Raw genomic sequence first — 13,314 nt, 5'->3', positions numbered from 1 at the left:
TGGACGCGGGCGCCCGAGATCAGCGCAACAGCTCGACGAGCCGGTCGATGAACGGAGCCTGGGCGGCGTTGAGCTTCTCGCGCGCGGTGTCGAGATCGCACCACAGCGCGCGGTCGACCTCGGGGAAGGACTGGCGGCGGCCGGAGCGAGGCGGCCACTCGATCTCGAAGGTGTTGCTGCGCAACGAGTCCACGTCGAACTCGCCTTCGGCGGCCCAGGCGGTGATGGTCTTGCCGCTGCGCATCCGGACCTCGCCGAGCGGCAGCAGTTCGCGGTCGTGCAGCGTCATGCCGGTCTCCTCGGTGAACTCGCGCAGGGCCGCTGCCCGGGGGTCCTCGTCGGGCTCGTGCTCGCCCTTGGGCAGGCTCCAGGCCCCGGCGTCCTTGTTCTTGAAGAACGGCCCGCCCGGGTGCACGACCAGCACGCTCGGGCCGTCGAGGCGGTACAGCAGGATTCCGGCGCTTCGCTTGCTCACCGGAACAGTCTCGCGCATCGGCGCGGGACCTGGCGCGAGCGGGCGTTTCCGACGATGCTGACCGGCGTGGAACGGGTGGTGCTGCACATCGATCTCGACCAGTTCATCGTCGCCGTGGAACTGCTGCGGCATCCCGAGCTGGTCGGCAAGCCGGTGCTGGTCGGCGGTTCGGGCGATCCGACCGAGCGAGGCGTGGTCGCGGGTGCCTCCTACGAGGCCCGAGCCCAGGGCGTGAAATCGGGGACACCGCTGCGCACGGCGGCGGCGCGTTGCCCGGAGGCGGTGTTCCTGCCCGCCGACCGCGAGACCTACCTGGCCGCCTCCGCCGACGTGATGACCGCGCTCGGCGAGCTGGGCGGGGTCCTGGAAGTCATCGGCTGGGACGAGGCGTTCATGCTCGTCGACGCCGAGGACGCCGTGGACACCGCCCGCTACATCCAGCGCTTCGTGCGCGAGCGCACCGCGCTGAACTGCTCGATCGGCATCGGTGACAACAAGCTGCGCGCGAAACTGGCCTCCGCCATGGGAAAACCCGCCGGGGTGTTCCGGCTGGACGTGACCAACTGGGTCGAGGTGATGGCCGACAAGCCCACCGACGCGCTGCAAGGGGTGGGGGCCAAGACCGCCAAGAAGCTCGCCGCCCGGGGCATCGCCACCGTGGCCGAGCTGGCCCGCACGCCGATGGCGGACCTGGCGGGCGAGTTCGGCCCCAACATCGGACCGTGGCTGGTGGCGCTCGCGCACGGCTACGACTCCACGCCGGTCAGCGACGAGCCGTTCCGCGCCCGCTCGCACGGTCGCGAGGTCACCTTCCAGCGCGACCTGCGCGAGGTCGAGCCGATGCGCGCCGAGATCACCCGCCTGTCCCGCCAGGTCTCCGAGGACCTGGCCGCCGACGACACGCTGGCCCGTCGGGTGGTGGTCAAGGTTCGCGACTCCCGCTTCGCCACCCACACCCACGGCGTCACGCTCGCCGAACCCACCAGGGCCTTCGAACCCATCGACGTCGCGGCGCAGCAGGCGCTGGGCCGGTTCCCGCTGGATCGCCCGGTCCGGCTACTGGGCGTCCGGGCGGAGCTTGTCCGCGAGTAGCGGGGTCAGGCGGAAGTCGACGAGGGTGCGCATGGCCAGCGAGAAGCTCGTGCGCTCCACGCCCGGGGTGTCGAGGATGCGCCCCGCGATGCGGTAGAGCTGGTCGGCGTCGGTGGCGACCACGCGCACCAGCAGGTCCGAGTCGCCGGTGAGTCCGAAAACCTCCACCACCTCCGGGATCTCGGCCAGCGCGCCGGCCAGCCGATCGAGGTGCTGCTGGGTGACCTGGACGGTGATGAACGCGGTCAGCGGGTAGCCGAGCGTCGCCGGGTCGATGCGGCGTTCGAACGAACCGAGTTTCGGTTCCAGCTTGGCCAGCCTCGCCTGAACCGTGTTGCGGGACAGCCCGACTCGATCCGCCAGCGCGACCACGGTCGCCCGCGGTTCCTCGCGCAGGGCCAGCAGCAGCCGGATGTCGATGTCGTCGAGCGGCTCGGCGGTGGGCAATCTGTTCACCTCGTCGGTCGTTCCGTCCCGGCCCGGTGAGCAGATTGCTCGATTCGCCGGCCGGGTCTTGTGCAGTGATTCTTGTCTTGGTGTTCTTCTGAGCGCAATGTGGCAACGCGAGGAGGCGTGATGACGAGCCTGGTACCGGTGCGCACCGAGACGGCGGATCTGCGTGAGGTCGAGCAGCGGGTGCTGTGGCTGGCGACCGCGATGATCGACCACGCCAACAGGGTGCGGCCGAACAACTCCGGGCTCAAGGTCGGCGGGCACCAGGCGTCCTGCGCCTCGATGGTCTCGATCATGACCGCGCTGTACTTCGAACACCTCACCGCCTCCGACCGCGTGTCGGTCAAGCCGCACGCCTCTCCGGTGCTGCACGCGATCAACTACCTGCTCGGCTCGCTGGATGAGAAGCACCTGACCACGCTGCGGGAGTACGGCGGTGTGCAGAGCTACCCGAGCCGCACCAAGGACCCCGACCCGGCCGACTACTCCACCGGTTCGGTCGGCATCGGCGCCACCGCGCCGATCTGGGGCGCGGTGGCCCGTCGCTACGTCGACACGCACGGCGGAGGGGCGGGCACCGGACGCCAGTACTCGCTGCTCGGCGACGCCGAGCTCGACGAAGGCGCCTGCTGGGAGGCGATCCTCGACCCGACCGTCGCCGACCTGGGCGAGGTCGTCTGGATCGTCGACCTCAACCGGCAGTCGCTGGACCGCGTCGTGCCCAACATCGCCGCGAACCGGCTGCAGGGCATGTTCACCGCCGCGGGTTGGCAGGTCATCACCCTCAAGTACGGGCAGGTGCTGGAGGAGCTGTTCACCCGTCCCGGCGGCGCGGCGCTGCGCGAGCGCATCGATGGCATGAGCAACCCCGAGTACCAGCGCCTGCTGCGCTGCACACCGCAGCAGTTGCGGGAGCGGATCCCCGCCGGGGACAAGGCGATCGAGCGACTGCTGTCCGATGTGGACGACGAGACGCTGGCGGTGGCCATCCGCAACCTGGGCGGGCACGACCTGGACGCGCTGGACTCGGCGTTCAAGGCCATCGACGACACCCGGCCCACGGTCATCTTCGCCTACACCATCAAGGGCTACGGCCTGGCGACCGAGGGGCACCCGCAGAACCACGGTTCGCTGCTCGCCGAGGAGCAGATGCGGCAGCTGGCCGGCCAGGTCGGCGCCGACCTCGACGACCCGTGGCACCGCTTCGCCGACGACAGCCCGGCCGGGAAGCGCTGCGCGGAAACGGCTTCCCGGTTGCGCCGCCGCGAACGCGCCCGCGTCAAGCCGCCGAAGCTGCCCACCGACATCGGGCGCACGCCGAGCGGGACGACCACGACGCAGGCGGCGCTGGGGCGCACGCTGCTGGACCTGACCCGCGAGTCTCCGGAGGCGGCCGAGCGGATCGTGACGCTGGCGCCCGACGTCAGCTCGACCACCAACCTCGGTGGCTGGCTCAACAAGGTCGGCGTGTGGTCCCCCTCGGAGCGCGTCGACTGGTTCGCCGACGACGCCGAGACCATCCTGCACTGGCGGGAACGACCCGCCGGTCAGCACATCGAACTGGGCATCGCCGAGACCAACCTCGTCAGCCTGCTCGGCGAGCTCGGCTCGACCTGGAGCCGGTGGGGCCAGCCGCTGCTGCCGATCGGCGTGGTCTACGACTGCTTCCTGGGGCGCGCGCTGGAACCGTGGTCGTTCGGCGTGTACGGCGGCGGGCAGTCGATCCTGGTCGGCACGCCGTCCGGGGTGAGCCTGGCTCCCGAGGGCGGCGCGCACCAGTCGGTCGGCACGCCCTCGATCGGGCTGGAGCAGCCCGGCGTGACGAGCTACGAGCCCGCTTTCGCCGTCGACACCGAGTGGTGCCTGCTGGAGGCCATGTCGCAGCTCGGCAAGCCCGGCGGATCCTCGTCCTACCTGCGGCTGTCGACGCGTCCGGTGGACCAGTCGCTGGCGTCGGTGCCCGCCGATCCGGCGGCCCGCGAACGCCGCCGCAGGCAGGTCGTCGGAGGCGCCTACGCGCTGCGGCGCGACGCCGACCCGCAGGTGACGCTGGTGGGCATGGGCGCGCTGATGACCGAGACGCGGGCCGCGGCCGACCGGCTGGCCGAGCAGGGGATCGGCGCCGACGTCGTGTGCGTGACCAGCGCTGACCTGCTGTTCCGGGCTCACCGGGGCGATGCGGACCGGGGCGTGCTGGACCAGGTCTTCCCGGCGGATCGGGCGCGCCCGATGGTCACCGTCCTGGATGGACACCCGCACGCGCTGGCGTTCCTGGCGGGCGTCAACCGGATTCCCGCTGTCCACCTGGGCGTGACGGGATTCGGCCAGTCCGGCTCGCTCGAAGACGTCTACCGCCACCACGGTCTCGACACCGGCACCATCATCCGGGCCGCCCTCGACGTGACGCATCGCTGACGTGGGCTCCCTCACTTGGCCAGGAGCGTCGGTCCTGGTTGGGTGATGGGAGTTCCAGGGGCGGAGGTCGTGGTGGGTTCTTTCGAGGTTCGGGCCGAGGCGGGCAGCGTCGTCGACGTGTTCAGCCGGGACACCGCACCGGTGCTCACCGTGGAGGCCGGGGACGTCGTGACGGTGGAGTCGCTGGACTCCAGCGGGTTCCTGCGGCGCCAGGAGGTGCCGGGGGAGCAGCAGCCCACCATGTTCGCCGAGCGGCGGGGGCACTGCCTGACCGGCCCGATCGCCGTGCGCGGCGCCAAGCCCGGGATGGTGCTGGCGGTGCACTTCGAGGAGCTCACCCCCGCCGGGTGGGGGTGGACGGCGACCGCGGGCAAGGACGACTGGCTGATGCGCCGGCTGCGCGTGGCCGACGCCGAGCGGACCTGGTTGCTGTGGGAGCTCGACGGCGAGACCGGCACCGACCAGCACGGGCACACCGTGCGGCTCGAGCCGTTCCTCGGCGTGGTCGGCATGCCGCCGGAGGAGCCCGGTGAGCACTCGACGATCCCGCCGCGCCCCGAAGGCGGCGGCAACATCGACTGCCGCGAGCTCGTCGCCGGATCGACCCTGTACCTGCCGGTCACGGTTCCGGACGCGATGCTGCTGCTCGGCGACGGCCACGCCCGGCAGGGCGACGGCGAGGTCGGGGGCACCGCCATCGAGTGCGGCATGACGACCCGGGTGCGGCTGGATCTGGTCGTGGACCGCCCGGTTCCCGGCATCCACGCTGAAACTCCGTCCGGCCTGGTCACGTTCGGTTTCGACACCGACCTCAACGAGGCCACCGCCACCGCGTTGAGCGCGATGGTCGACTGGCTGCAGATCGAGCAGGCCCTCGACCGCGGTGCGGCGCTGGCGCTGGCCGGCGCGACGGTCGACATGCGCATCACCCAGATCGCGAACCAGACCTGGGGAGTCCACGCCGTGCTGCCGACGGGCGTCCTGGGGTGATGGCCGGGCTGTCGTTCGCCCGGCGGTGCGAGCTGCGCGGGCGGTGTTGACGGCGCGCGTCCAAGCGGCCTCGGCTGAGCCGTTCGAGTGTTGTTTCCCGGGCTTTCACCTGAACTGAGGTGTTCCGCATCCGCCAAACATGAAAGATTTTCTGATCAGTTCCGGCGCGATCAGAGGACTGGGTATGGCGGACTTGAGCAGGCGCGGCTTCATGCTGGCCGCGGGCATCACGGGCATGGCACTGGGCGTCGGCTCCGCTTCCGCGAGCCCCCGACCAGCCCGAACGACCTTGGAGATGGCCGCGCAACCCGCCTCCGGCGGTGAGGGCTACCGGCGGCTGATCGCCGGACCGGGCTGGCCGCAGGTCGTGCGCACCGAGCTCGCCGCGGCCGACCCGGGCCGGATCGACCGGCGGGTTCCGATCACCGCGTTCACCCAGTTCACCGACCTGCACGTGACCGACGCGCAGAGCCCGGCCCGCTTCGAGTACCTGCACCCGCTGGCCGGTGGGGCGTTCCGGCCGCAGGAGACGCTGGGCGCGCTGGCCGCCGCGCACCTGGTGCAGCGGGTCAACGAGATGCGCACCGGCCCGGTCACCGGGGCGCCGATGGACTTCATGATCACCACTGGTGACAGCACCGACAACCACGAGTTCGCCGAGCTCGACTGGTACTTCGCCGTCCTCAACGGCGGGCGGATCGCGCAGAACACCGGCGCCGCCCACTACGAAGGGGTCCAGGACTCGGGCGACCCGCTGTACTGGCACCCCGAAGGCGGTGTGGAGGACCGTTTCCGAGAAGCCGGGTTCCCCGTGCTCCCCGGGCTGCTCACCGACGCGCTCCGGCCCTTCGCCAGCCCCGGTCTGGACATCCCGTGGTACGCGGTGTTCGGCAACCACGACAACAGCGTCATGGGAACCCTGGCCGACCAGGTCATCCCGCGCGTCAACGACTGGTACACCGGCGACCGCAAGATCATCGGCCGCGATGAGCGGGAGGCCGCCGCCGTCGCCGAGATGCTGCGCGGCACGCGGGAGGCGTCGGGCCAGATGGTGCTCGACGGCAACACCATCGTGCGCACCGTGACGCCCGACGAACGGCGGCACCCCTTCACCACCGAGCAGTTCATCGCCGCCCACCTCGACGAGGCCAACACCGGACCGGGACCGATCGGCCACGGGTTCGACCCCGCGGACCCCAAGCCGTACTACACCTTCCGCATCGCTCCCGGCGTCATCGGGATCGCGATGGACAGCACGAACACCGCCGGTCTGGCGGAGGGCTCGATCGGGTTGACCCAGTACCGGTGGTTGCAGGACGTGCTGACCCGGGGCAGCTCCACCTACTACGACGAGCTCGGCCGCGAGCAGAGCCAGGACGCCACCGACGAGCTGTTCGTACTGTTCAGCCACCACACCTCGGACACGATGACCGCCCTGTGGCCGGATTTCCGCTCGCCCGGCGAGGCCCGCGTGGGCGGGGACGGCGTGGTCCGGCTGCTCCAGCGGTTTCCCAACGTGCTGGCCTGGGTCAACGGCCACACCCACCGCAACACCATCACCCCGCACGCCGCCGACGAGCCCGAACGCGGCTTCTGGGAGATCAACACCGCGTCGCACGTCGACTTCCCGCAGCTGGCCAGGACCATCGAGATCGCCGACAACCGCGACGGCACGTTGTCGCTGTTCACGACCTTGATCGAGGCCGACAGCCCGTACCAGGCCGACTACGACGACCGCTCGCCCGCCGGGCTGGCCGCGCTGTACCGGGAGCTGTCGTTCAACGACCCGCACACCGACCTGAGCCAGCTCGGCTCCTACACCGACCGCAACACCGAACTGCTCGTCCCGGGTCGCCTGCCGGTCTGATCCGGCAGGCGCGTCGCGCCCCGGTCGACGACCCTGGAACGGGACGACCGGGGAGGCCGTGATGAACGTCGTGGTGGGAGTCGACGGCTCGGCGGTGGCGCGCAACGCCGCGGCCTGGGCGGCGCGCGAGGCGGCGCGGCGCGGCTGCGGCCTGCGGATCGTCTACGCCGACCCGACCGCACATCCGGGCGAGGAGCACGTGCGCGCGCAGGTGGCCCACTGGCTCTCCGACGCCGCCGAGCGCGTCCGGTCCGAGCAGCCCGACGTCGACGTGACCTCCGCGGCGATCCCGGGTCCGCCAGAGCGGGTGCTCGTCGCCGAGTCCGCTGCCGCCGAGCTGCTGGTGGTCGGCGACCGGGGTTTCGGCGGGTTCACCGGCCTGCTGGCGGGCGCGGTCGCGGTCAAGGTCGCCGCGCACGCGCTCGGCTCGGTCGCGGTCGTGCCGGACGTCGGCGATCCGCCCACGTTCCCGGCGGCCGGCCCGATCGTGGCCGGTGTGGACGACGCCGAATCCGCCGCGCCGGTGCTCGCGCAGGCGTTCCGGCTGGCCGACACGCTCGACGAACCGCTGCACGTGGTGCACACCTGGGAGATCGTCGGCATCGACCTGAAGTGGCTGCGCGGCAGGCTGCCGAGCGAGGAGGTCGCGGAGCAGGAGCAGCGCTTCCTCGCCGAGGTCATGGCCGGGTGGCGGGAGCGGTTCCCCGGCGTCGAGGTCGAGCGGATCGTGGGGCGCGGTTCCCCGGTGGCGGCGCTGATCAACCACTCGACCGAGGCACAACTGGTGGTCGTGGGCGCCCACGGTCGTGGTGGTGTCGCGGGCGCCCACCTGGGCTCGACCAGCCACAAGCTGATCCACCACACACCGGCACCGCTGCTGATCGTTCGATCGCGGCATTGACTTCCGCGTGACCGGGTTCTCATTCTCGGATGCGCATGTTCTTCCGCACTCGACGAGGAGTGGTTATGAAGACGAAGGCCGCGATCCTGCACGAGCCGGGCAAAGACTGGGAAATCGAAGAGATCGAACTGGGCGATCCGATCGAGGGCGAAGTGCAGGTGAGGCTCGCGGCCTCGGGCCTGTGCCACTCGGACGAGCACCTGCGGACCGGCGCCACTCCGATGGCGATCTACCCCGCCGTCGGTGGGCACGAAGGTGCCGGTGTGGTCACCAAGGTGGGCGCCGGGGTCACCGGGATCGAGGAAGGCGACCACGTGGTGCTGACCTTCATCCCCGGCTGCGGCAGGTGTCGCGCGTGCGCGAAGGGGATGCAGAACCTCTGCGACGCAGGCGCGGGGCTGTTGTCCGGAGAGGCGATCTCCGGCGGTCACCGCATCTCCTACCAGGGCAAACCCGCTGCGCCGATGTGCCTGCTGGGGACCTTCGCGCCGTACGTGACGGTCAACCAGGCGTCGGTGCTCACCATCGAGAAGGACATCCCGCTGGAGAAGGCCGCGCTGCTGGGCTGCGGCGTGTCGACCGGCTGGGGGACCGCCACCGAGATCGGTGGGACGCGCACCGGTGACACCGTGGTCGTCGTGGGCTGCGGCGGCGTCGGCATCAACGCCGTGCAGGGAGCCGCTGCGGCGGGTGCGCGCTACGTCGTGGCCGTGGACCCGGTGGAGTTCAAGCGGACCAAGGCCGAGGAGCTCGGCGCCACGCACTCCTTCGCCTCGATGGCCGAGGCGCACGAAGCGGTCGGGGAGCTGACCTGGGGTCAGCTGGCCGACAGCGTGCTGATCTGCATCGGCGAGACCACCGGTGAGCACCTGCAGCCGGCGTTGTCGATGACGAAGAAGGGCGGTCAGGTCGTGGTCACCGGCATGGGCCGGGCCGATCAGATCGAGGCCCAGGTGAGCCTGTTCGAGCTCACCCTGCTGCAGAAGCGGTTGCAGGGCGCGATCTTCGGCGGGGTCAGCCCGCGCACTCAGATCCCCCGACTGCTGGAGCACTACCGCAACGGCACCCTCAAGCTCGACGAGCTGATCACCACCGAGTACAAGCTGGAGGACATCAACACCGGATACGCCGACATGATGGCCGGCAAGAACCTGCGCGGGCTGATCCGCTACACCGACGCCGACTACTGAGAAACCTGGTGGTGGTTGCGCTGCTCGGCGGTCCGGGTAGCGGAACCTGAGCGCCTTCGTGGGCTCCGTGCGCCGCTCCTTGTGTATGTCCAATACACGCCGTCCCGGCGTACTCGCCACGAAGGCGCTCAGAACCCGCCGCGGTGCCAGCGCCTCAGGTGGCGAAAGAGAATGCGGCTTCGCCGCATGGAGTGACGACTACTGAGCGGTGTGCGCGAGCGCGAGTTCGCGCATCGCCGCGTCGAGCAGGCCCGAGAGGTCCTGCTCGGGATGATCCAGCCAGTGCTGGTACGCCGACAGCGCCACGCCCAGCGTCGCGTGCGCGATGGTCTGCGGGGTCAGCGCGGTTGACGGCTGGCCGAGGCGGTGGCCGACGTATTCGGCCACCACCTCGCGCCAGGCCTCGAAGCGCAGCGTCGAATGCGCTTGCAGCGCGGGCACTCCCAGGATCAGCCGCATCCGCCTGCGGTGGTCGGGGGCCTTCTCGTCCGGGACTCGGTTGAACTCCACCAGGCAGTGCCGCACCGCGTCCATCAGCGGGAGATCGCCCGGCAGCGCGCGGAACTCGGCGCGCATCCGCTCCAGGCCCGCGTCGAAGTCGCCCCACGGGATGTCGTTCTTCGACGGGAAGTAGTGGAAGAACGTGCGCCGCGCGATGCCCGCGGCGGCCGCGATGTCGGTGACCGTGGTGCGTTCGAAGCCCTGCTCGTCGAAGAGGTCGAAGGCGACCTGCTCCAGTTCCGCAGCGGTGGTGACCTTTCGGCGTCCACCCGTTCGCTGTACTCCAGATGTGTCATGCCGCAACGGATACCGCTCCACGTCTTGTGAAAATGCACTCGGTGCAAATACCGTGTCGATGGTAGCTCGACACTGTGAGGAGCATCGCATGGCTGACCAGCAGATCGAACAGAGCACCGGAAACGAGCCCGTCGTCGAGGAGGAACTCCTGGTCGAGGAGGTCTCCATCGACGGGATGTGCGGGGTCTACTGATCGTGGCCGCCGCGGAATTCGACATCAGCCGCGGCTACCGGTTGAATCCGCAGGTCGCGTTGCGCCCCGAACCCTTCGGGGCGCTCGCGTACCACTTCGGAAACCGGAAGCTGTCGTTCCTGAAAGTTCCCGAACTGGTGGAACTGGTCCGCGAGCTCGACGAGCACGCCAGCGTCGAAGAGGCGCTGGCGCGCATTCCCGAGCAGCGCCGCCCGCAGTTCCGCACAGCACTCGCCTCCCTGGCCGCCTCCGACATGATCCGCCCGCAAGAGTGAAGTTCGTCGAGGCGGTGCCGGACGAGTTTTGCCCCTGAGGCGGCGCTTCGCCGCGTTGAAAAACACCTCCACCCAATGTCGACGACGAAGTCCCGTTGGAAGTGAGCCTGGAATGACCACCACAGCACCGGTTCCCGCGCTCGTGGAGCAGTTCAAGGGCGGACTCGACGCCCCGATCTGCCTGACGTGGGAATGGACCTACGCCTGCAACCTGGCCTGCGAGCACTGCCTGTCCTCCTCTGGGCGGCGAGACCCGAACGAGCTCTCCACCGCCGAGATGAAGGCGGTCATCGACGAGCTGCAACGCATGCAGGTCTTCTACGTCAACGTCGGCGGCGGTGAACCCACCGTGCGCCCGGACTTCTGGGAACTCCTCGACTACGCCATCGACCACCAGGTCGGGGTCAAGTTCTCCACCAACGGGCTGCGCATCGACGCCGAACGCGCGCGCCGCCTGGCCGCCACCGACTACGTCGACGTGCAGATCTCCCTCGACGGCGCGACCCGCGAGGTCAACGACGCGGTGCGCGGACCCGGCTCGTTCGACATGGCGATGACCGCGCTGCAGAACCTCTCCGACGCGGGCATGCGCGACTTCAAGATCTCGGTGGTCATGACCAGCCAGAACGTCGACCAGCTCGACGACTTCAAGGTCATCGCCGACCGGTTCGGCGCGCAGCTGCGCATCACCCGGCTGCGGCCGTCCGGACGCGGCGCCGACGTGTGGGACGAGCTGCACCCCACCGACGCGCAGCAGCGGCAGATCTACGACTGGCTGGTCGCCCGCGGCGACCAGGTGCTCACCGGTGACTCGTTCTTCCACCTCAACGCGCTGGGATCGACCCCGCTGCCGGGTCTGAACCTGTGCGGCGCGGGCCGCGTGGTGTGCCTGATCGACCCGGTCGGCGACGTCTACGCGTGCCCGTTCGCCATCCACGACGTGTTCAAGGGCGGAAACGTCCGCGAGGAAGGCGGTTTCGCCCGCGTGTGGCGGGAGTCGGAGCTGTTCAACGACCTCCGGCAACCGCAGTCGGCGGGGGCGTGCGCGTCGTGCTCGCACTACGACGCCTGCCAGGGCGGCTGCATGGCGGCGAAGTTCTTCACCGGGCTCCCGCTGGACGGACCCGACCCCGAGTGCGTGCAGGGGCACGGGCAGTCCGCTCTGTCCATCGTGGACAAGAACGAGCTGCCCAAGGCGACGCAGGACCACTCGCGCTCCTCGCGGCGCAAGGTCGGGCTCGGCATGCCCGCCGTCCCCGCGAAGCCATGCGACTCGTCTCCGCTGGTGAGCGGGTTGTGAGACTCGTCGACCCGGTCCGGCTCGGCCGGAGCACCGCGCCGTCTCGGGTCCTGTTCGGACCGCACGAGACCAACCTCGGTCGTGATCGGGACATCTCGGACCGGCACGTCGGCTACTACGCGGCGCGCGCCGCCGGGGGAGCCGGTGTGCTGGTCACCGAGATCGCGAGCGCGCACGACTCGGACTGGCCCTACGAACGCGCTCCGCTGGCCTCGCGCTGCGGGCCGGGCTGGGCCGCCGTGGCCGAGGCGTGCCTCCCGCACGGGACCGTGGTGCTCGCCGGGCTCGGGCACTCCGGGTCGCAGGGTTCCTCGGCGTTCTCGCAGCGCGTGCTGTGGGCGCCCTCGCGGGTGCCCGACGTCGCCAGCCGCGAGATGCCCATGGAGCTGGAGCAGCCCGAGATCGACGCGCTCGTGGCGGGTTTCGCCTCGGCGGCGCGCGAGGCGGTGCGCAGCGGACTGCACGGGGTCGAGCTCAACGCCGGGCAGTTCTCGCTGCTGCGGCAGTTCCTGTCCGGGCTGACCAACCAGCGCTCCGACGACTACGGCACCGACCGCACCCGCCTGCTGCGCGAGGTCCTCGCCGCCGTGCGCGAGTCGGTCGGGGAGGGCGTGGTCGGACTGCGGCTGTCCTGCGACGAGCTCGCGCCGTGGGCCGGCATCACGCCGGAGGCCGCGGTCGGCGTCGTCGAATCCGTCCGCGACGCGGTCGACTACCTGGCGGTCGTCCGGGGATCGGCGATGGGCACCTCGGCCACCCGCCCCGACCTGCACACCGAGCCCGGCTTCAACATCGACCTCTGCAAGGGGATCCGCGAAGCCGCCGGGGGAACCCCGGTCGTGCTGCAGGGCAGCGTCGTCGACCCCGAACAGGCCCAGCGAGCCCTCGACGACGGCGTGGCGGACCTGGTCGAGATGACCCGGGCGCAGATCGCCGATCCCGACCTCGTCACCGCGGTCCGCGACGACGCACCGGTCCGCCCCTGCGTGCTGTGCAACCAGAAGTGCAACGTCCGCGACAACCGCAACCCCATCGTCACCTGCATCGTCAACCCCTCGGCCGGCCACGAAACCGACGATCCCCCAGTCCCCACCAAAACCCACCCCCGGATTTCCGCTGAAATCGGAGGCAGGACTTCCACTGAAGTCGAGTCCCCGATTTCCACTGAAATCCGTCGTCTGATTTCCACTGAAGTCGGGGACCGGAGTTCCACTGAAATCCGCCCCCGGGCTTCCGCTGAAACCGGTCACCCGAGTTCCACCGAGGTCGGGTCCCCGATTTCCACTGACGTCGGGAGTCTGATTTCCACTGAAATCCGTCGTGGGGGTTCTGCTGGAGTGGGGGATCGGGGTTCTGGTGCAGTTC

Annotated in this window: 13 protein-coding genes; 10 read left to right on the top strand and 3 right to left on the bottom strand. The window is 70.3% G+C overall.

Going from position 1 to position 13,314, the window contains the following annotated elements:
* Positions 1–19: 19 nt before the first annotated feature.
* Positions 20–475, bottom strand: a complete 456-nt coding sequence (locus E1181_RS10115) for an NUDIX domain-containing protein (protein WP_132673728.1) — start codon at positions 473–475, stop codon at positions 20–22.
* 66 nt (positions 476–541) lie between these two features.
* On the opposite strand from E1181_RS10115, the gene E1181_RS10110 reads away from it, so the two are divergent.
* Positions 542–1,567, top strand: coding sequence for a DNA polymerase IV (locus tag E1181_RS10110; RefSeq protein ID WP_165944581.1), 1,026 nt, complete (start codon positions 542–544; stop codon positions 1,565–1,567).
* Here the strand turns inward: E1181_RS10110 and E1181_RS10105 are convergent.
* Positions 1,532–2,014 carry an Lrp/AsnC family transcriptional regulator gene (locus tag E1181_RS10105; protein ID WP_132673726.1) on the bottom strand — a complete coding sequence of 161 codons (483 nt, stop codon included), beginning with the start codon at positions 2,012–2,014 and terminating at the stop codon, positions 1,532–1,534. The two genes, E1181_RS10110 and E1181_RS10105, sit on opposite strands and share 36 nt — an antisense overlap.
* A 129-nt stretch (positions 2,015–2,143) precedes the next feature.
* Here E1181_RS10105 and E1181_RS10100 point away from each other — a divergent pair, with 129 nt between their 5' ends.
* The 5 genes from E1181_RS10100 to E1181_RS10080 all read left to right on the top strand — a co-directional run bounded on the left by E1181_RS10100 (position 2,144) and on the right by E1181_RS10080 (position 9,383).
* Positions 2,144–4,435, top strand: a complete 2,292-nt coding sequence (locus tag E1181_RS10100; protein ID WP_132673725.1) for a transketolase-like TK C-terminal-containing protein — start codon at positions 2,144–2,146, stop codon at positions 4,433–4,435.
* A 72-nt stretch (positions 4,436–4,507) separates the two neighbouring features.
* Complete coding sequence (locus tag E1181_RS10095; protein WP_235876661.1) at positions 4,508–5,425, top strand: acetamidase/formamidase family protein; 918 nt, start codon at positions 4,508–4,510, stop codon at positions 5,423–5,425.
* A 184-nt stretch (positions 5,426–5,609) separates the two neighbouring features.
* The gene (locus tag E1181_RS10090; RefSeq protein ID WP_207922092.1) at positions 5,610–7,292 is read left to right on the top strand and encodes a TIGR03767 family metallophosphoesterase; all 1,683 of its coding nucleotides are present in this window, start codon (positions 5,610–5,612) and stop codon (positions 7,290–7,292) included.
* Positions 7,293–7,353: 61 nt separating this feature from the next.
* Complete coding sequence (locus E1181_RS10085) at positions 7,354–8,193, top strand: universal stress protein (RefSeq protein WP_132673723.1); 840 nt, start codon at positions 7,354–7,356, stop codon at positions 8,191–8,193.
* Positions 8,194–8,258: 65 nt separating this feature from the next.
* On the top strand, positions 8,259–9,383 hold the full coding sequence (locus E1181_RS10080; RefSeq protein WP_132673722.1) for an NDMA-dependent alcohol dehydrogenase: 1,125 nt from the start codon (positions 8,259–8,261) through the stop codon (positions 9,381–9,383).
* 198 nt (positions 9,384–9,581) lie between these two features.
* Here E1181_RS10080 and mftR read toward each other — a convergent pair whose 3' ends face one another.
* Positions 9,582–10,187, bottom strand: a complete 606-nt coding sequence (gene mftR / locus E1181_RS10075; RefSeq protein WP_235876660.1) for a mycofactocin system transcriptional regulator — start codon at positions 10,185–10,187, stop codon at positions 9,582–9,584.
* Positions 10,188–10,269: 82 nt separating this feature from the next.
* Here mftR and mftA point away from each other — a divergent pair, with 82 nt between their 5' ends.
* The 4 genes from mftA to E1181_RS10055 form a co-directional block, all read left to right on the top strand.
* Complete coding sequence (gene mftA / locus E1181_RS10070; RefSeq protein ID WP_132673720.1) at positions 10,270–10,374, top strand: mycofactocin precursor MftA; 105 nt, start codon at positions 10,270–10,272, stop codon at positions 10,372–10,374.
* Between the two features lie 2 nt (positions 10,375–10,376).
* Entirely contained in the window at positions 10,377–10,649 is a 273-nt protein-coding gene (gene mftB / locus E1181_RS10065) for a mycofactocin biosynthesis chaperone MftB (RefSeq protein WP_132673719.1), read from the top strand.
* A gap of 112 nt (positions 10,650–10,761) precedes the next feature.
* Positions 10,762–11,949 (top strand): mycofactocin radical SAM maturase, encoded by a 1,188-nt coding sequence (mftC, locus tag E1181_RS10060; protein WP_132673718.1) that lies wholly within the window; start codon positions 10,762–10,764, stop codon positions 11,947–11,949.
* A partial coding sequence (locus E1181_RS10055; RefSeq protein WP_456238797.1) for an oxidoreductase occupies positions 11,946–13,314 on the top strand: 1,369 nt, incomplete at its 3' end. The genes mftC and E1181_RS10055, both read left to right, overlap by 4 nt.

This window comes from Saccharopolyspora terrae (assembly GCF_004348435.1).
GTDB classification, from domain to species: Bacteria; Actinomycetota; Actinomycetes; order Mycobacteriales; family Pseudonocardiaceae; genus Saccharopolyspora; species Saccharopolyspora endophytica.
This window is presented reverse-complemented; position numbering and strand designations above follow the sequence as displayed.

Excerpts from the sequence above, each read along its gene's own strand:
- E1181_RS10090 (WP_207922092.1), top strand. The coding sequence starts at position 5,610 with ATGGCGGACTTGAGCAGGCGCGGCTTCATGCTGGCCGCGGGCATCACG.
- E1181_RS10085 (WP_132673723.1), top strand. The coding sequence starts at position 7,354 with ATGAACGTCGTGGTGGGAGTCGACGGCTCGGCGGTGGCGCGCAACGCC.
- E1181_RS10100 (WP_132673725.1), top strand. The coding sequence starts at position 2,144 with ATGACGAGCCTGGTACCGGTGCGCACCGAGACGGCGGATCTGCGTGAG.
- mftA (WP_132673720.1), top strand. The coding sequence starts at position 10,270 with ATGGCTGACCAGCAGATCGAACAGAGCACCGGAAACGAGCCCGTCGTC.
- mftC (WP_132673718.1), top strand. The coding sequence starts at position 10,762 with ATGACCACCACAGCACCGGTTCCCGCGCTCGTGGAGCAGTTCAAGGGC.
- E1181_RS10080 (WP_132673722.1), top strand. The coding sequence starts at position 8,259 with ATGAAGACGAAGGCCGCGATCCTGCACGAGCCGGGCAAAGACTGGGAA.